At 39.0% G+C, this 18,168-nt stretch carries 15 protein-coding genes; 14 read left to right on the forward strand and 1 reads right to left on the reverse strand.

Annotated features, from left to right (window positions below):
• Positions 1 to 36: 36 nt before the first annotated feature.
• Complete coding sequence (locus LVD51_RS11595; protein ID WP_236971542.1) at positions 37 to 501, reverse strand: DUF1573 domain-containing protein; 465 nt, start codon at positions 499 to 501, stop codon at positions 37 to 39.
• 246 nt (positions 502 to 747) lie between these two features.
• On the opposite strand from LVD51_RS11595, the gene LVD51_RS11600 reads away from it, so the two are divergent.
• The 14 genes from LVD51_RS11600 to LVD51_RS11665 form a co-directional block, all read left to right on the forward strand.
• Positions 748 to 3,177: an alpha-ketoacid dehydrogenase subunit alpha/beta gene (locus LVD51_RS11600; protein WP_236971543.1), complete on the forward strand. Its 2,430-nt coding sequence runs from the start codon at positions 748 to 750 to the stop codon at positions 3,175 to 3,177.
• Positions 3,178 to 3,596: 419 nt separating this feature from the next.
• Positions 3,597 to 4,328 (forward strand): polyprenol monophosphomannose synthase, encoded by a 732-nt coding sequence (locus LVD51_RS11605; protein WP_236971544.1) that lies wholly within the window; start codon positions 3,597 to 3,599, stop codon positions 4,326 to 4,328.
• Positions 4,329 to 4,963: 635 nt separating this feature from the next.
• Positions 4,964 to 5,434, forward strand: coding sequence for a division/cell wall cluster transcriptional repressor MraZ (gene mraZ / locus LVD51_RS11610; protein ID WP_236971545.1), 471 nt, complete (start codon positions 4,964 to 4,966; stop codon positions 5,432 to 5,434).
• Positions 5,431 to 6,333, forward strand: coding sequence for a 16S rRNA (cytosine(1402)-N(4))-methyltransferase RsmH (gene rsmH / locus LVD51_RS11615; RefSeq protein WP_236971546.1), 903 nt, complete (start codon positions 5,431 to 5,433; stop codon positions 6,331 to 6,333). The genes mraZ and rsmH overlap by 4 nt, the downstream gene beginning before the upstream one ends.
• 33 nt (positions 6,334 to 6,366) lie before the next feature.
• On the forward strand, positions 6,367 to 6,693 hold the full coding sequence (locus tag LVD51_RS11620) for an FtsL-like putative cell division protein (RefSeq protein WP_236971547.1): 327 nt from the start codon (positions 6,367 to 6,369) through the stop codon (positions 6,691 to 6,693).
• Positions 6,693 to 8,828: a penicillin-binding protein gene (locus tag LVD51_RS11625; protein ID WP_236971548.1), complete on the forward strand. Its 2,136-nt coding sequence runs from the start codon at positions 6,693 to 6,695 to the stop codon at positions 8,826 to 8,828. Before LVD51_RS11620 ends, LVD51_RS11625 begins: the two co-directional genes overlap by 1 nt.
• Before the next feature lie 7 nt (positions 8,829 to 8,835).
• Positions 8,836 to 10,311: a UDP-N-acetylmuramoyl-L-alanyl-D-glutamate--2,6-diaminopimelate ligase gene (locus LVD51_RS11630; protein WP_236971549.1), complete on the forward strand. Its 1,476-nt coding sequence runs from the start codon at positions 8,836 to 8,838 to the stop codon at positions 10,309 to 10,311.
• Between the two features lie 6 nt (positions 10,312 to 10,317).
• A complete protein-coding gene (gene mraY / locus LVD51_RS11635) occupies positions 10,318 to 11,562 on the forward strand; it encodes a phospho-N-acetylmuramoyl-pentapeptide-transferase (protein ID WP_236971550.1) in 1,245 nt (414 codons plus the stop codon).
• 279 nt (positions 11,563 to 11,841) lie between these two features.
• Positions 11,842 to 13,008 carry an FtsW/RodA/SpoVE family cell cycle protein gene (locus LVD51_RS11640; RefSeq protein WP_236971551.1) on the forward strand — a complete coding sequence of 389 codons (1,167 nt, stop codon included), beginning with the start codon at positions 11,842 to 11,844 and terminating at the stop codon, positions 13,006 to 13,008.
• Positions 12,992 to 14,089, forward strand: a complete 1,098-nt coding sequence (murG, locus tag LVD51_RS11645) for an undecaprenyldiphospho-muramoylpentapeptide beta-N-acetylglucosaminyltransferase (RefSeq protein WP_236971552.1) — start codon at positions 12,992 to 12,994, stop codon at positions 14,087 to 14,089. The genes LVD51_RS11640 and murG overlap by 17 nt, the downstream gene beginning before the upstream one ends.
• Complete coding sequence (locus tag LVD51_RS11650) at positions 14,089 to 14,877, forward strand: cell division protein FtsQ/DivIB (RefSeq protein WP_236971553.1); 789 nt, start codon at positions 14,089 to 14,091, stop codon at positions 14,875 to 14,877. Before murG ends, LVD51_RS11650 begins: the two co-directional genes overlap by 1 nt.
• A gap of 11 nt (positions 14,878 to 14,888) precedes the next feature.
• Positions 14,889 to 16,340, forward strand: a complete 1,452-nt coding sequence (gene ftsA, locus LVD51_RS11655; RefSeq protein ID WP_236971554.1) for a cell division protein FtsA — start codon at positions 14,889 to 14,891, stop codon at positions 16,338 to 16,340.
• Positions 16,341 to 16,386: 46 nt separating this feature from the next.
• Positions 16,387 to 17,811, forward strand: coding sequence for a cell division protein FtsZ (gene ftsZ, locus LVD51_RS11660; protein ID WP_236971555.1), 1,425 nt, complete (start codon positions 16,387 to 16,389; stop codon positions 17,809 to 17,811).
• Positions 17,812 to 17,932: 121 nt separating this feature from the next.
• Positions 17,933 to 18,168 (forward strand): hypothetical protein (locus tag LVD51_RS11665; RefSeq protein ID WP_236971556.1); only part of this gene is annotated, 236 nt, incomplete at its 3' end.

Here is an 18,168-nt window from a genome sequence, read left to right on the forward strand (position 1 = left end):
CATGTGTTCAAGGGCTTCGAAATTACTATAATATTTTTAAAAAGCGGCATCGTCTTGTTTGGGAACGCTTTTGTTTTCTACTCTGTGAACTTTACCCTTGATATTGAGAATTATGGTCTCGTCAGTGGTGGTCACCAATGTGACAGTTTTGGCGAAGGATCCAACGCGCTCAGTGTCGTATCTCACTTTAACAACATTTTTTTCACCAGGCATAATGGGTTCTTTTGGATATTCAGGTACAGTACAGCCACAAGATCCTTTGGCACTTTTTATAGCTACCGGTGCATCAGAAGTATTTTCAAATGCAAACGACCTATAAGGGTCAGAACCTTTTTCAATTTCACCATAGTCAATAGTCAATTGATCAAATTTTAAAGCTGATTTTGCTTTAGGACTGTCAAAGGTTGTGTTTTTATCGGCATCACTTAATGTGGCATTTTGCGCATTAACATAAACAGCACAACACAAAAGGATGGATAATGAAAGGACAATATGCTTCATAATTGTAAATAAGTTTTTGAATTAAACGTAAAATATAAGGCTAAGGTATATGATTATACGAATTTACTAAAAAAATGCTACTAAATAAAAAGTTAATTTTGGGCAATTTTAAATAAAGAAGTATTTGATATAAAATTTGTGTTAATTTTGCTTTGTCGAAATTATTGTGCGTAGGTTATTTTTTTATACTAGGTAGTCGAAGAATGATTTTGATTCGTGTTAATTTTATTATAACTTTATGCAGTTATGAATACAATGGGAATGGTAGAAGAACTTAAGAATCTCGAGATAGTAAATGACAAGGAGATTGAGAATCCTTATGTCAAAGAAGTTTTAAAAGATTTCTGGATTTGCTGCGTGAGTAGAGAAGCCTCGCTATTGGTGCGAAGGGAAGTGCTCTCAGGTAAAGCAAAATTTGGGATATCCGGTGACGGAAAAGAGGTGGCCCAAGTAGCCATGGCTCGAGCTTTTAGAAAAGGAGATTTTAGATCTGGTTATTACAGAGATCAAACCTTTATGTTTGCTTTAGGTGTAGCCACCCTCGAGGAATATTTTGCCCAAGTTTTTGGAGATTGTGAGCAAGATCCTTTTTCATCCGGTAGACAGATGGCTAGTCATTTTGGTTCCGCTTTTATAGATAGTGAAGGCAACTGGGAAGATTTGCCCAATAAATACAATATTTCCTCCGATATATCTTGTACGGCAGGCCAGGTCAACCGAGGTCTGGGATTGGCATTGGCCTCTAAAAAATTTAGAGATGTCAAGGAGTTGGCCGATCATCCATTGAACGATGGAGGCAACGCTGTTTCTTTTCTTACCATAGGCGATGGTTCTACTTCAGAGGGTGCATTTTGGGAAATGGTTAATGCAGCCGCTGTGATGAAGGTGCCATTGGCCATTAATGTCTGGGATGACGGATATGCTATATCAGTTCCTTTAAAGTATCAAACGGTAAAAGAAAGTATTTCTAAAGCATTGGAGGGTTTTTTACTCGATGAAAATAATGATGGAATAAGGATATATACTGCCAAAGCTTGGGATTATCCCGGTCTGGTAGATCTTTATCAACGCGCCATATCCAAGGTGAGATTTGAATATATACCAGCCCTTATACATGTTCAAGGGATGACTCAACCATTGGGTCATAGTACTTCGGGCTCCCATGAGCGATATAAATCTGCTGAGCGACTTCAGTGGGAAAAGGATCACGATTGTATTGAACAATTCGCCAAATGGATAGTAAGCAATGATTTGGCCAGTAAGGAGGAATTGGATGAGATGAGAAAGAAAGCAGCCGTCTATGCTAAAAATGCTAAAAATGCGGCTTGGGATAAATTTGTTGCTAGAATTAATGCCAAGAAAGAAGAATTTACAACTATAGTCCGCAAAGTATATCGTGCGAATAATAATATGCCCAGTATTAAGCGGCATTATGATAAATTAGACAATACCCAATATCCGAGGATGTCGGATATTATATCTGCCGGTAGAAAAATAAGTCATGGATTGACTTTGAAGAGCATAGAACACGCCGAATTAAAGGCTTGGTTAAAAGAGGAGTTGGATAAATTGGATACCATTGTCTGCTCTAACTTATATTCTGAGACCAAGAACTCACCATTGAATGTAGTAGAGGTCAAGCCGGAATACTCTGAGGATTCTCCCCTTCTTAATGGATATGAGATTTTGAATCGATTCTTCGACTATGCTTTTGATAAATACAACAATTTGTTTGGCTTTGGTGAAGATATTGGCAAGTTGGGTGATGTAAACCAAGGTTTTGCGAAGTTGCAAGAGAAATATGGTGAAGATCGAATTTTTGATACCGGTATCCGCGAATGGACTATAGTAGGTCAAGCTACAGGAATGGGAATGCGAGGGCTTAGAGCTATTGCTGAGATTCAATATCTAGATTATGTAGTATATGGATTGGCTCCTTTGAGTGATGATTTGTCGAGTTTGAGGTATAGAACAAACGGCAAACAATTTAGCAATCCGATTATTCGAACTAGGGGGCATCGCTTGGAGGGTATCTGGCATGCAGGATCTCCTATAGCTATGTTGCTCAATTCCCTAAAAGGCACTCATGTCTGTGTGCCTAGAGATATGACACAGGCATCGGGGATGTACAATACCTTGCTCCAGTCCGATGATCCTGCCTTGGTGATCGAGGTGTTGAACGGATACAGGAAAAAAGAAAGGTTGCCCGATAATTTAGGTGACTATACGGTTCCTTTAGGTCAGGCAGAACTCCTCAATCAAGGAGATGATATAACTATTGTAACCTACGGTGCCTGTGTGTGGGAGGCCATGGAGGCGATAGAGGAATTAAAAGAATATGGAGTCAGCGTGGACTTGATCGATGTTCAAACCTTGATGCCATTTGATCTAGGCCATTTAATAAAGTCTTCTGTGGTCAAAACCAATAGAGTATTGTTCATGGATGAAGATTTTGAAGGGGGAGGAACAGCCTATATGATGCAGAAAGCCATTGAGAATCAAAAAATATTTGATTATTTAGAAATCCCTGCAGCTACTCTGTCTAGTCGCGATAATAGAACGGCTTATGGCGATGATGGAGATTATATGACGAAGCCAGGTCCCGATGATATAGTTGCCAAGGTATTTGAAATGTTGCATCAAGTAAATCCCAAAAAATATCCAGCCTTTATATAAGGTATTTGCTAAAAGATTGGTTTCTAAGTGAAGTGATTGTACTTCTGAACTCCAATGAGGGGAGAGTTTACCTTACTTATTGTAGATATTAGTTCTTTTGGAAATGTAGCTATAGTGTCTCGCTGTGGTTTTAGTTGTTCCAATCGCGGACTGTATCATTTAGTGGATATGGGTTGAAAATTATTTTTTTTTTGGACAGAATAAGGAGTTGGATGAAATTTTTCGGTGTGAGTATTTTTCGGTTTGAGTAGATTGTTTTTGATGTAAATGTTTGAATTCGTTGAGAATAGTATGAGATTGTTGTTGAGATTGATTAGATGATTAAGGTATTGGATGGGTGGATTCGGTTTTTGAAAATTGCTAAGATTGATTGTTTATTCAGATGATTTTATATATTTGGTCATCATAAATAGAATATCTTGAAACAACATCTAGTCATTATTCCCACCTATAACGAGAAAGAAAATATAATTTCGATTATCGAAGCTGTTAAAAATCTGGAGACTGCATTCGACGTATTGGTGGTGGATGATGGTTCTCCTGATGGAACGGCAGATTTGGTAAAGGGGATGCAAACAACGACACCTGGAGTATTTATCGAGGAAAGAAAAGGTAAATTGGGTCTGGGGACAGCCTATATTCACGGTTTCAATTGGGCCTTGTCTCGGGGGTATGATTTTATCTATGAGATGGATGCTGATTTTTCTCACAATCCAGAGGATTTGGTCAGGTTGGCTCGCGAATTAGAGGGGGATAAGGTTGATTTAGTAGTGGGGAGTCGCTATGTAAACGGAGGAGGTGTTGTCGATTGGCCGAAAAGGCGATTGTTGTTAAGTAAATGTGCATCACGATACGTTCGCATAATTACAGGTATGCCGGTTAAAGATGTAACGGCGGGATTTGTGGGGTATACCAATGAAGTCCTTTCTACATTGGATCTATCAAAAATTCAATTTATTGGATATTCTTTTCAGATTGAGATGAAATTTGCCTCGTGGTTGAGTGGATTTAAGATTAAAGAAATTCCAATTTTCTTTAAGGATAGAGAGAAGGGCAAATCAAAAATGTCTGCCAATATCATCAATGAAGCTATTTTCGGTGTCCTTTCTATGAAAATCAATGCTTTCAAGCAGAGTTATAAGAAGCAGTAGTCGACAGATCTTCTTTGTAAATCTAGATAATCAGCTTTATTAGTCATGTCTCTATTATGCTAAAATGGTTGAGTATAGGCAATGATTGTATTTTTTGTCCTAGCTAATCAAGGTTGTTGCTGAATATGACCGAATTTATTTCACATTTTTCTCCTTATAAGTATTAATTCCTCCTTTTTGGGTGTTTTTTTCCACTTGGCAATCGAATGATGCATTCATTTGACCTTTTTTGGTATAATATCCATTTTTCCCTCTCCATTATCCCACTTCGAATAAGAATACAATCATTTTGAGCTTGTTTCAAGGCCGTGGTTTCTGTATATCCTCATAATTTTCAGGTTTTTCATCCGAAATTCTACTAAACTGACCAATTTTCTCCCACTATTTACCACACATGGATATTTTAATATATAATCTTTTTATATCTGTATAATGCTTTAAAATGGTATTTTATAGATGTAAAACTCTTATTGTATGTATTAAGATTATATTTTGTTGCCATTTTGATTACTTAATTTTGAAAAAAGGTGGCAATTTGTGGTAAATATAGATTTTGTTAATATGTTTTGTGTTAAAAGGTGGTTGGTTGTGGGAAAGTTCTTTACTTTTGAACCGTAAGCTTATAGAAAAAATATATGGTGCAGCTTTACGGCGAGTATGAATGTAAGATAGATGCCAAAGGCCGGCTAAAAATGCCTGCTCAATTGCTGAAGCAATTGGGAGGGTTGTCGCCTGCAACATTCTTTGTCAATCGCGGATTTGAAAACTGTATCATGTTGTATCCTGAAAAAGTTTGGGATAAAATCGTCGCTGGAGTCAATAAACTGAATGTGTATAGACAAAAAGATAGAAACTTTATCCGCTATTTTTATCGTGGGGTGACCAGTATGACTACGGATTCTGCAGATAGGGTGTTGATTAGTAAGCATCTGTTGGATTATGCCAATATCGAAAAGGAAGTCGTGTTGTTTGCTTATCTCGATAGAATAGAAATGTGGGATAAGGATTCGTATTACAATATGTTGGATGCTGAACCGCATGAATTTTCCGATTTGGCAGAGCAGGTGTTGGGGCAGTCTTTGGGAGGTGAAAATCAAGAATCATGAGGCACGAATCGGTTTTGTTAAAAGAATTGGTCGATGGCGTAGTGTTGGATTTGCAAGGACTTTACGTCGACGTAACTTTTGGGGCAGGAGGTCATAGTTTTGAGCTGTTGTCGCGATTGAAGGAAGGCGGAAGGCTGTATGGGTTCGATAGAGATATCAATGAATTGTCCAAGGCTAGAGAAGATGAGCGTTTGGTGTTGAGGCACAATAATTTTTCGGACTTTGGTCGAGTGTTGAGAGCTGAAGGTGTGGGGTTGGTAGATGGAGTGATGGCTGATTTGGGGGTTTCTTCTATGCAGTTTGATGAAAGCGATAGAGGGTTTTCGTATCGGTCGTCTGCAAAGCTTGATATGAGGATGAATCGAAGAGCGAAAATGGATGCGGCTGAAGTTTTGAATACTTATTCTATGGAGCAGTTGTGGTATATGTTTTCGGATTTTGGAGAGATTAAAAATGCGAAAACACTGGCTGGTGGAATAGTGGCGGCTAGGGCTTTGAAGTCGATTACCTTGACAGGGGATTTGATGTTGGTTGCAGAGCAGTATTCATATGGGAATAAATTCAGGTATCTGTCTCAGGTCTTTCAGGCAGTTAGGATGGAAGTGAATGATGAGATGGGGGAGTTGTATCGGTTTTTGAGCCAGTTGAGTGATGTGGTTAAGGTTGGAGGAAGAGTTGGGATTATTACCTTTCATTCTCTTGAGGATCGCGCAGTTAAGCGGTTTTTTAAGACTGGGTCCGTAGAGGGGCAAGTGAAGGAGGATGATTATGGGCGGTCGTTGAGGCCGTTTAAGGTGGTGAATAAAAAACCAATTTTGCCTTCGGCAGAAGAGATCTCTCAAAATGTTAGATCGCGAAGTGCAAAATTGAGAATAGCAGAAAGAATAGAAATTAAATAAGAAAAGTATAGATTTTAAAATATTGAGAAAATTATGTTGAAAAATAAAGGCAAGAAAAATAATTATTTGAGTGGAGTAGACGTGGCCGAATGGTTGCGAGTGCACAGTCAGTATATATTGTTTTTGTGTGTGTTGGCCTTTGTAAGTATAATGAATTCTCATTTGGCAGAACAGAAAATTAGAAAGATTGCCCAGTTGAAAAACGATGTGCAAGAATTGAATTGGAAATACTTGTCCATTAAGTCGGATTGGATGAATCGTTCGTCGTTGTCTAATCTGGAAAATAATTTGGATGAAAAGGCTTTGGGGAAATCTGGTGCGAAACCAGTGATTATTGTAGCGGATAAGGATAAGCGATAATGGGGGTTCGGAAGGAAATATTGAGTAGGGCTTATATAGTCTTTTATTTATTTGCCTTGTCTGGATTGGTGATTTTTGGTAAGGTTATTAAGATTGATACCATTGATCGAGCTTATTGGGTGGAGCGCGGAGACAGCTTGACAATTAAAAAACAAGAAGTCTTAGCTCATAGGGGGAATATTTATGCCGATGATGGAAGTTTGTTGGCCACCAGTATCCCGTTTTTTGATGTGCGCATAGACTTAAATTCTTCTGCTATGGCGGCGGATAGCTTTTTTGCCAATGTCAAAGGGCTGTCGGAAGCTTTGCATAGAGATATTTGGCCGACAAAGTCGGTGGCAAAAATCGAGGCGGACTTGCGAAAAGGTTATAAAAATAAAATTCGTCATTTTTTAATTAAGAGAAATGCGACCTATGAAGAAGTGGAGAGAATAAGAACCTATCCATTGCTTCGATTAGGAGGGTATAAAGGGGGATTGGTATTGGAGAGAAAGTCCAGTCGATTAAAGCCATATAAAAATTTGGCCAGTAGGACAATTGGTCGAAAAGACGATCACAAAGATCCTGTGGGCTTAGAATTGAGTTATGATAAGAAGTTGAGCGGTGTCAATGGTCAGCGATATGTTCAGAAAATCGGGGGGTCGACATATGTTCCTATCGATGGATTGAAGAATATAGAGGCTGAGCAGGGTGCGGATCTGAAGACGACATTGAATGTCAATCTTCAGGATATCTCTGAGCACGCACTGAGTCAAGTATTGAAGGAGCACGAGGCAGAGTGGGGGACGGCCATTGTGATGGAAGTTGCCACTGGAAAAGTTAAGGCATTAGCTAATTTAGGGAAGGGGAAGTCTGGATATTACGAAATACTGAACTATGGAGTTGGTAGATTGTACGAGCCTGGATCGACCTTTAAATTGGCGACCATGATGGCGTTGTTCGAAGATAAAAATCTAGATCTTGATGATTTAGTTAATATAGGTCCGGGTTATTTAAAGGTGGGATCTGGTGTAGTCAGAGATTCTGAAAAACACCCTTTTACAGAGACTACCTTATTGGAAGCCTTCGCGGTATCTTCCAATGTAGCTATGGCAAAACTGGCTAATCACTATTTTAAAGACGGCGATGGTCCAGATCGATTCTTTAAATATATGCGACAGTTTAAATTAAAAGAAAAAACCGGAGTTGAAATTCCAGGTGAGCCCATGCCTGACCTCTATTCTAAGAAGGAAAGAGAGCAGTTTGATTCCAAAAAAGGAACATGGAGTTCTATTATGTCCATCCCATACATGTCTCATGGGTATGAATTGAGGTTGACGCCTATGCAATTGTTGGCATTCTACAATGCAGTAGCCAATGATGGTTATTATGTGGCGCCTCGATTGGGAGACAATATCCAGAAGTCTGGAAAGGTAATTGAGGATTTGTCCAAAAATTCCAAAGCGGTGAAGATCGCTTCCGATGCTACGATTGAAAAAGCTCAAGCTTTATTGCGTGAAGTAGTGTTGAATGGAACGGGAAGAAATTTAATAAGTAAAGATTATTCAGTGGCCGGGAAAACTGGTACTACTCGAATTAATTATTCAAATAAGGAAGCAACAAGAAAGAAATATACAGCGTCATTTGTTGGGTATTTTCCCGCAGATAATCCAAAGTATTCGTGTATCGTAGTGGTCAACGATCCCAAAAAGCACGCATATTACGGTAGCAAAATCGCCGCTCCAGTTTTTAAGGAGATTGTCGATTATTGTTATGCTACCAATCCGGATTTGATGCAAATACTCAATAATAAACCCATGCTTGCAGCTGCAGATTTGCGCATACCTGTTTTTAAAGTCGGATATACCGAGGATCTTCAAAACATCTTCGGCTACTTAGGTCTCAAAACAAGAAAATCCAACTTCAGTCAATGGTCGCTAATTATGCAGGATACAGCCGATTTTACATTAGAACCTCGCATTATTAAGGAGGAGGTCATCCCAAATGTAGTAGGCATGGGTTTGAAGGACGCCGTGTATATCTTAGAGAATTTAGGTATGGAAGTTAAGATTTCTGGATCGGGAAGAGTCGTGGATCAGTCGTTAGATCCTGGCTTGCCTATTAATTCCAAAAAAATTTTTCTGACTTTGGGATAGCGTACATATGAATTTAAAAGACTTATTACCACTCTTAACCATTACCCAAGTATGGGGGAATACCGATGTTGAATTTTTCGATATCGGGGTTGATAGTCGAGTGGTCAAAGCTGGAGATTTGTTTGTTGCTATTAAAGGAGAAGTTGTAGATGCCAACCAGTATGTAGGTGATGTGGTTGGCAAGGGGGCTGTGGTCATCCTGTCTCAATTGCCATTGCCAGAGTCTATGAAAGATTGGAATGGGGTTTGGGTCCAGGTGGATGATGATAGAAAAGCTCTATCTTTTGTAGCCGAGGCATTTTTTGATTTTCCCAGCAGTAAGATTAAATTGGTAGGAGTCACAGGAACCAATGGTAAATCCACGGTGGTTAGCTTGCTATATCAATTGTTCACTGATCTGGGGTACAAAGTTGGACTATTCTCTACTATAGAAAACCGAATTTACAACAAAGTTTTGCCTTCTAAATTAACCACTCCAGATCCCATATCTCTCAGTAGATATTTGGCTGAAATGGTTGAGGTTGGATGTGATTTTGCCTTTATGGAAGTGAGTTCTCATGCCTTGAGTCAGCAACGATGTGCTGCGCTTCAATTTGAAGGAGGAGTTTTTATGAATATTTCTCATGATCATTTGGACTATCACCAAACCTTTCAAAATTATATATACGCTAAAAAAATATTTTTCGATCAATTATCTGCCTCGGCATTTGCCTTGGTTAATATGGATGATAGTCGATCGCCCATTATGCTGCAAAATTGTAAGGCTAAAAAAGCGAGCTTTGGTTTGCAGCGCATAGTAGATTATAAGGTTCAGATTCTGGAAGAAGATATCAATGCAATGCTGTTGAGTATAAATCAACAGCAATTTTATACTTCAATTGCCGGTCGTTTCAATGCCTACAATTTGGCCGCCGTATATGGGGTAGCTGATTTAATGGGTATGGAATCTTCAGAGGTGTTGAGGTTGATTTCCAATTTGCAGGGAGTCAAGGGGAGGCTGCAAAAAGTGAAAGTGGGTGATCAATTGCCTATCGGAGTGGTCGATTATGCCCATACTCCTGATGCTGTTGAGAAGGTGTGTCAAGCACTCAATGCTATGTTGACCAATGATGGACGATTGTTGGTGGTCGTGGGGTGTGGTGGAGATAGAGATAAGACTAAGCGGCCGATTATGGCCCGAATTGCAGCTAGTAACAGTAGTATCTGTATTCTGACCTCCGATAATCCAAGGACGGAATCTCCTGAAGATATTTTATTGGAAATGGCCGAAGGATTAAATCCTGTTCTCAAAGCAAAAACTTTTTCTATCGTCAATCGCAAAGAAGCAATTCGCATGGCCGTAGCAATGGCCAATGTCAACGATGTGATTCTGGTAGCAGGAAAAGGACATGAAAATTATCAAATTATTGGCAATGAAGTTTTGCCCTTTGATGATGCTGAAATATTGACCTACGCATTACAAAACAAATACATCAAAGCCTAAGGAAATATGTTGTACACATTATTTGAATATATTGAATCACATTACGATATTCCAGGTGCTAGATTGTTCCAGTATCTCTCTTTTCGCGCTGCAATGTCTATGATATTGTCATTGATAGTGGCTATGTTTTTTGGAAAGAGAATCATTCGGTTTTTGCGTAAAAAGCAAATCGGAGAAACGGTTAGAGAGTTGGGCTTGGCAGGTCAAAAAGAGAAAGAAGGAACACCGACTATGGGGGGTGTAATCATTATTTTGGCCATATTGGTGCCCACCATATTGCTGTGTGATTTGACCAATATATATATTCAGTTGATGATCTTCGCTGTATTGTGGATGGGAATGATTGGTTTTGTGGATGATTATATTAAAGTATTTAAGAAAAATAAACAAGGACTTAAAGGGAAGTTTAAGATAATGGGGCAGATTATCTTGGGAGTAGTGGTCAGTGTGGTGATTCTATATAATAGTGATGTCACCATTCGAATGAATAAAGATGCCACTTATAAGGAAATGGTCCAAAATGGAGAGATTTTAGATGTGGAAGACATCGGAGGAGATTATGTCGATGTTCATACATACTTGACCAATGTGCCTTTCTTTAAAGGCAATCAATTGGATTATAGTAAGGTATTGCCTTTGTTTCCCAATAATCCACCGTTAAATGCGGCATTGATTTTTATACCGTTGGTTATATTTATTATCACTGCTGTGTCCAATGCGAGTAATCTCACCGATGGATTGGATGGATTGGCTTCTGGGATATCAGCTATTATTGGTGGGACATTGGGCATCTTTGCCTATGTCTCTGGTCATACAATATTCGCAGAATATTTAAGTATTTTTTACATCCCGTATTCAAGTGAATTGGTGGTTTTCTCGGCCTGCTTTGTCGGTGCCTGTATAGGTTTTTTGTGGTTTAATGCCTATCCTGCAAGTATTTTTATGGGTGATACTGGAAGTTTGACCATTGGGGCCATTATAGCCACGATGGCTATTATGTTGAGAAAGGAACTCTTAATTCCCATTCTTTGTGGAGTGTTTTTGGTGGAAAGTATCAGTGTGATTTTGCAGGTGATTTATTTTAAATATACCAGAGGAAAATACGGTGAAGGCAGACGTCTTTTCAAAATGGCTCCTCTTCACCACCATTATCAGAAGTTGGGTCTACACGAATCCAAAATAGTTTCAAGATTTTGGGTTATTGGAGTTATGCTTGCAGTGATTGCAATTATAACACTGAAAATAAGATAGATATAACGACTTAAATTTATCATATAATTGATTTTTTCTATTTTTATTAGCCTAATAGTGAATTAAAAATGTATAGATTTAATCATTAATATTATATTTTTTTTATATTTGTTATGTAAGATTAAAAGACGTGTAATAAATGGCAAGAATTCTACTAAGGTTTCAAAAAAATTACAACATTTTTCCGATGGGGATCGGATAAAAACTTGTCCGAGGGCGCTTGTTTAAGTGCCCTCTTATTACACCTTTTGACCGTTATTAAAATTAAAGAAAACTACAATGTCATTGGTGCAAAATGTTAAGCAAAATCTAAAAGGAGATCGCAATATCTGGGTGATATTTGCCTTCTTGTGCTTGGCTTCCATGTTGGCTGTCTATTCATCGGCAGGCATAATGGAATACCGAGCGGGTGGGCTTGGCGTTGGCTACAGTATACTGAAACATATGTTGTTGATCGTCATAGGAGGAATGGTGGTTTATGTAGTGCATCAGTTGCCGCATCGCTTTTTTAGTGCCATTGCACCTACCTTTCTATTGGTAGCCATTGGCCTACTTATATTTACCATGTTTTTTGGTGTGGAGAAGAACGATGCAAGACGATGGATTTCATTGCCTATTATTGGGTTTTCGCTTCAAACCTCAGATTTGGCCAAGGTGGCCATTGTGTTGTTTTTGGCCAGGACTATTTCTACTAAGCAAGCCATTATTAAGGATTTTAGGTCGGCATTTTTGCCACTGTTAACTCCTATTTTATTGGTATGTATTTTAATCGCTCCTTCGGATTTGTCGTCGGCAGCTATTCTATTTGTCACTTGCTTAATCATGCTATTTGTAGGTAGGATTAAGATGAAATATATAATGTTGATATTTCTCACAGGGATTATAGCCTTGGCTGTGTTTATCCTTTTAGGAGATTTTGTGGATGGGTTTTCCCGTGTGGATACCTGGATGAGTCGCTTGAGTGATTTCGTCAATGGAGCGGGTAGCTCTGACAATACTCAGGCAAAAATCGCTATAGCACAAGGTGGTTGGTTCGGAATCGGACCGGGCAATAGTGTGCAGCGAAATTTTATAGCATATCCCTATGCGGATTTTATCTATGCTATTATATGTGAAGAATACGGTGCTATTGGAGCATTTTTTATACTGATCTTGTATTTGTTGTTGCTCTTTAGATGTACCAAGATTCTTACTAGATCACGTAAGGCATTTGGTGCTTTACTCGCTTTTGGATTATGCATCAATATCGTGTTGCAGGCCTTGGCCAATTTGGCTGTGTCTGTGCATTTGGTGCCACCTACAGGTTTGAATCTACCTATGATTAGTATGGGTGGATCCTCTCAGTTGTTTACCGCTTTACAATTTGGTATTATCCTTAGCGTAAGTAGAGAGGTGGAGAAAAATGGATTACATAAAAAAAACCTGAAGGATGAAAGTGATGATTAGTGGAGGAGGAACAGGTGGGCATATATTTCCCGCTATTGCAATTGGAAATGCCTTGCTGGTAGAACAGCCTGGTACTCAGTTGTTGTATGTGGGAGCGAAAGGAAAGATGGAAATGAGTCGAATTCCTGCTGCAGGCTTTGAAATAGAAGGCTTGTGGATCAGTGGAATTGATCGTAAAAAAATGTGGAAAAATATTTTATTCCCATTTAAATTGTTTTCGAGCTTATGGAAGTCATATCGCTTGATCAAAAAGTTTAGTCCCGATGTAGTAGTGGGTGTAGGTGGATTTGCCAGTGGACCATTATTGGAAATGGCCAGTCGGTTAAATGTGCCAAGCCTCATTCAAGAACAAAATTCAGTAGCTGGATTAACCAATAGGTTGTTGGCTAAAAAAGTAGATAAAATATGCGTGGCATTCGATGGAATGGAGCGGTATTTTCCAAAAGAAAAGATAGTATATACTGGTAATCCCGTCCGAGCAAATTTGTTGAAGGAATCAGTAAATATAGAGTCAGAGAAGTTGAAGTGGAATATTCAGCCCCAATGCAAGGTGGTGGTTTCTCTGGGGGGGAGTTTGGGAGCGAGAACATTGAATCAAATGTTTAGAGATCAAACCGATTTAATCGCTGCCAATCCCAATATTCATTTTGTATGGCAGTACGGGAAACTGTATAAAGAAGAATACAGTCAATGCGATACGGCAAAATTGGACAATGTGTCTGCTTTTGAATTTATCGATGATATGTCATCTGCATATACTATAGCGGATATGGTCATAGCTAGGGCAGGAGCATTGACCTTGGCTGAATTGGCCGTAGTGGCTAAACCAGCATTGTTGATCCCTTCGCCAAATGTGGCCGATGACCATCAAACCAAAAACGCTGAGCAATTAGCCAATATGGATGCTGCCATTGTGTTGTCGGATTCTGAGGCTCGAGAAAAGGGTTTGGCCTTGGCGATTGACAGTTTAGAGAATACTGAAAGATTGGATAGTTTATCTAGGAATATTGCCCAATACGGAAGTAGAGATGCTGCTCGAGTTATTGCCAATGAAATTGTTGATCTAAAATCTAAATCTTGATGGTAGATAAACAACATATCAAGCGGTTGGGCTATTTACTGGCCTCATGTCTATTCATCATTGGGGTAGGTATATTGTTTGCTTCCTTTGGTTCGAGATCTGATGCCAAGGTAAGTGGTATAGAAATGATATTTGAAGAACAAAAGGCTGCAGAAAATTTGTTGGATTCAGCCGATATAGTACGCAGTATTCACACCATATATCCCAAGGGAGTGGTTGGTTTGGAAGCTAAAGATTTAAAGTTAGATTCCATGGAAGTCGCTTTGAGAAATAATCCCTTTGTGGACCATGTGGAGTTGTATTTAGATAAAAATGCAAAGCTGCGTATAGAAGTACAAGAAAAAAGTCCGCTTTTAAGGGTCTTGAGTCTTAAAGGTGACAATCTATATATCGATCGTCAGGGATGGGCTATGCCATTGTCCGATCACTATACGGCGAGGGTAGTAGTGGTAACTGGGCACTTGCCAAAGATTGTGAAAGAGGTACCAGTAGATTCAGTGGCGATCTTGAACAATATCTTTGAAATAGCAAAGGCAATTGATCGCGACAAATTTATGAGTGATTTTATCTCAGAGATTCATGTCGATCATCAATCGAAGATTACCTTAATTCCCGTAGTGGGTGATTTTGTAATCAGTGTAAGTGATGTGGCTAACATAGATGAAAAAATGGATAATCTAAAGATCTTTTTGCGCGATGGTTTATCCCGCATAGGATGGGATAAATACAGTGAATTGAGCATAGACTACAATCATCAGATCGTTGGTAAAAAAATATTGAAACCGTGAAACATTTATATATGAAGTCAAATAATTATAATCCAGAGGAAGTTGTAGTGGCGGTAGATATAGGGACTACAAAAGTTTGTGTAGTTGCTGGAAGACGCAATGAGCATGGGAAGTTGGAAATCCTAGGCTTGGGAAAAGTGCCTTGTGAAGGTGTTATCCGTGGTGTAGTGTCCAATATTGAGAAAACAGTTCGCGCCATAAAGGAGGCTGTGGCTATTGTCGAAAAACAGATTGATGCCAAAGTGAAAATAGTTCACGTTGGGATAGCAGGGCAACATATTAAAAGTTTACATCATCACGGTATATTGACTAGGGATAATGCTCATGACGAAATAAGTCAAGCTGATATCGATCGATTGATCAATGATATGTATAAATTGGTTTTGCCTCCAGGTGATAAAATTTTACATGTAATTCCTCAGGAATATATTGTGGACAATGAGCAAGGAATAATTGAACCTATCGGTATGTCTGGAATCCGATTGGAGGGAAATTTTCATATAATTACTGGTCAAATTACAGCTTCAAATAATATTCTAAGATGTATTAAAAAGGCAGGTCTAGAAGCTGCCGATATCACTCTTGAGCCGATAGCATCCAGTGCTGCGGTACTGAATCAAGAAGAGAAAGAAGCTGGGATAGCTTTGGTAGATATTGGGGGTGGAACAACAGACTTAACCATATTTTATGAGGGTATAATTAGACATACTGCAGTGATTCCATTCGGTGGTTATGTTATTACCAAGGATATTAAAGAAGGTTGTACCATCATGAATCATCAAGCCGAGAAACTGAAGGTCAAATTCGGTTCTGCTTTGGCCAAAGAAGTGCTTGAAAATAAAATAATTACTATTCCCGGATTGAAGGGAAGAGCTCCAAAAGAGATCTCTGAGAAAAATCTTGCTAGAATAATTCAGGCAAGAATCGAAGAAATCATGGAATATATTGTCTATGAAATCGATCGCTCGGGTTATGGAGATAAATTGATTGGAGGGATTGTGTTGACAGGAGGAGGATCAAAACTGAAATATATTGAAGACTTATTAGAGTTTCACACTGGTATCCCTACTAAGGTTAGTTATCCGATCGAACATTTGGCTCACGGTTATGTCAAGGAATTGAGCAGTCCTGTATTTTCTACCTCTATTGGATTGTTGATTACTGGATTGTCCACTAGAAAATATGACTCAGCTATAGAAGTGGAAAAAGAAGAGGTAAAAGAAGTGGAAATGGTTGTAGAACCTGTGGTGAAAATTGAAGAAGTTCAACAAAAAGTAGAAGAGCTTCCCCGGACCGAAGCTCGAGTAGAGCCTCAGGAAGGACCAGTGACTGGTAATAGCTACAGCAAAAACCATGACCCTATGGACGATGATATAAATATGGACCAAAAAGGATTTTGGAATAAAGTATTTAACAAAACCAAGGATTGGTTCGAAGCAAGTCCAGATTCAGATTTAAACTAAGTTCTCAAAACATATACTATTTATTAATTTTTAAAATTGGAAAACTATGGAATTCGATATACCTTCTAAAGAAATGTCTATCATAAAAGTCATCGGAGTTGGTGGTGGAGGTTGTAATGCCGTGACTCACATGTTCAGACAAGGTATTGTCGGTGTAGATTTCGCACTTTGTAATACCGATCATCAATCTATGGAATTGAGTCCAGTTCCTATTCGCATACAGTTAGGGCCTAATCTTACCGAAGGTAGAGGAGCCGGTTCTAAGCCAGAAGTTGGCAAACAAGCTTGTATTGAATCAATTGAAGAGATAGAGTCGTTTTTGTCCACAGGGACTAAAATGGTTTTTGTAACTGCTGGAATGGGTGGGGGTACCGGTACTGGTGCGGCGCCTATTATTGCCAAAACGGCCAGAGAGTTGGGTATTTTGACTGTGGGTATAGTCACATTGCCTTTCCGATTTGAAGGAAATACGAGAATTAAATATGCTGAGGATGGATTGGAAGATCTCAAAGCCAATGTAGATGCATTGATTATTGTATCCAATAATAAGTTGCGAGATATCTATGGTAATCTCCCTGTTTCTGATGCTTTTGGTCATGCCGACAATATATTGACTACAGCAGCTAAAGGCATTGCTGAGATCATTACGGTTCCCGGTTATGTAAATGTGGATTTTGAAGATGTCAACACCGTTATGCGTGAAAGTGGAGTAGCCATTATGGGTACTGCATTTGGAGAAGGTGAAGATCGTGCCAAAAAAGCGGTTAGACAAGCTTTGGATTGTCCACTTTTGGAAGAAAACGACATACGCGGTGCCAACCATATCCTATTGAATATCACCTCTGGTAATAAAGAAATTACCATGGATGAAATCTTTGAAATTACTGAATATGTTCAAGAAGAAGCCGGAAATGACACCAATCTTATCTGGGGTAATTGTTCTGACGAGACCCTAGGGGATAAGATCTGTGTAACCGTTATCGCTACTGGATTTGAGAGAACCAATGTTCTTCAAAAAAAAGAGATAGTTGAGCCTAAGGTTAAGGCTGCACCGATAGAGAAGGAAACTATAGCTCCACCGGTAATGCATGAAATTCCCTTGGAAATTCAGAGTAATCACGATTCTTCAACCGTGATTTTTCAAGAGAAAAGTGCTGCGTCAATGGATGACGTAGCGGGTTCTTATAACCGCGAAGAAGATCCTTTTGTAGAAGAATATATGAACAAGGTGCGTCAACACCAAGAAGAAAAATCTAGGTTTCAACCCCGAAATCTAGATGATAAAAAAATGTATGCACATAAAACCATCGTAGATATGGAAAATGTGCCTGCCTACAAAAGAAGACGAGTTCACTTGGACGATCCAGTAGATTCTGACTATGAACCCAAATCAACTTGGTCAATGAGTCACGAAGACGGTGAACCTGTGATCAGAAAAAACAGTCCTTACCTTCATGATAATGTGGATTAAGTAAGATAATTTAAACCATGCATGTAAAAGATCTCTGAGAGCCATTGTGTTTTCGGAGATCTTTTTTTTGTGGGATAAGAGTACTGTGTTGTTATACAAATAACATATAATTCGCTTCCGTTTGGAAATGCTATCACGTCTCGATACAATGGAATTTTCCAAAGGATTTACATTGCAGTCACGCCTTTTTGTAGAGGCGCAAGATTTTGCGTCTCCTATCCTAGATTATATTAATACCAAGCCTAAGCCAGTGGCTGAATCCTTACGAATTACAGGGCAATCACGCCTTTTTGTAGAGGCGCAAGATTTTGCGTCTCCTATCCTAGATTATATTAATACCAAGCCTAAGCCAGTGGC

This window comes from Membranihabitans marinus (assembly GCF_021729155.1).
Classification (GTDB): Bacteria; Bacteroidota; Bacteroidia; order Chitinophagales; family Saprospiraceae; genus Membranihabitans; species Membranihabitans marinus.

Excerpts from the sequence above, each read along its gene's own strand:
- LVD51_RS11595 (WP_236971542.1), bottom strand. The coding sequence starts at position 501 with ATGAAGCATATTGTCCTTTCATTATCCATCCTTTTGTGTTGTGCTGTT.
- LVD51_RS11600 (WP_236971543.1), top strand. The coding sequence starts at position 748 with ATGAATACAATGGGAATGGTAGAAGAACTTAAGAATCTCGAGATAGTA.
- mraZ (WP_236971545.1), top strand. The coding sequence starts at position 4,964 with ATGGTGCAGCTTTACGGCGAGTATGAATGTAAGATAGATGCCAAAGGC.
- rsmH (WP_236971546.1), top strand. The coding sequence starts at position 5,431 with ATGAGGCACGAATCGGTTTTGTTAAAAGAATTGGTCGATGGCGTAGTG.
- LVD51_RS11620 (WP_236971547.1), top strand. The coding sequence starts at position 6,367 with ATGTTGAAAAATAAAGGCAAGAAAAATAATTATTTGAGTGGAGTAGAC.
- LVD51_RS11625 (WP_236971548.1), top strand. The coding sequence starts at position 6,693 with ATGGGGGTTCGGAAGGAAATATTGAGTAGGGCTTATATAGTCTTTTAT.
- LVD51_RS11630 (WP_236971549.1), top strand. The coding sequence starts at position 8,836 with ATGAATTTAAAAGACTTATTACCACTCTTAACCATTACCCAAGTATGG.
- mraY (WP_236971550.1), top strand. The coding sequence starts at position 10,318 with ATGTTGTACACATTATTTGAATATATTGAATCACATTACGATATTCCA.
- LVD51_RS11640 (WP_236971551.1), top strand. The coding sequence starts at position 11,842 with ATGTCATTGGTGCAAAATGTTAAGCAAAATCTAAAAGGAGATCGCAAT.
- murG (WP_236971552.1), top strand. The coding sequence starts at position 12,992 with ATGAAAGTGATGATTAGTGGAGGAGGAACAGGTGGGCATATATTTCCC.
- LVD51_RS11650 (WP_236971553.1), top strand. The coding sequence starts at position 14,089 with ATGGTAGATAAACAACATATCAAGCGGTTGGGCTATTTACTGGCCTCA.
- ftsA (WP_236971554.1), top strand. The coding sequence starts at position 14,889 with ATGAAGTCAAATAATTATAATCCAGAGGAAGTTGTAGTGGCGGTAGAT.
- ftsZ (WP_236971555.1), top strand. The coding sequence starts at position 16,387 with ATGGAATTCGATATACCTTCTAAAGAAATGTCTATCATAAAAGTCATC.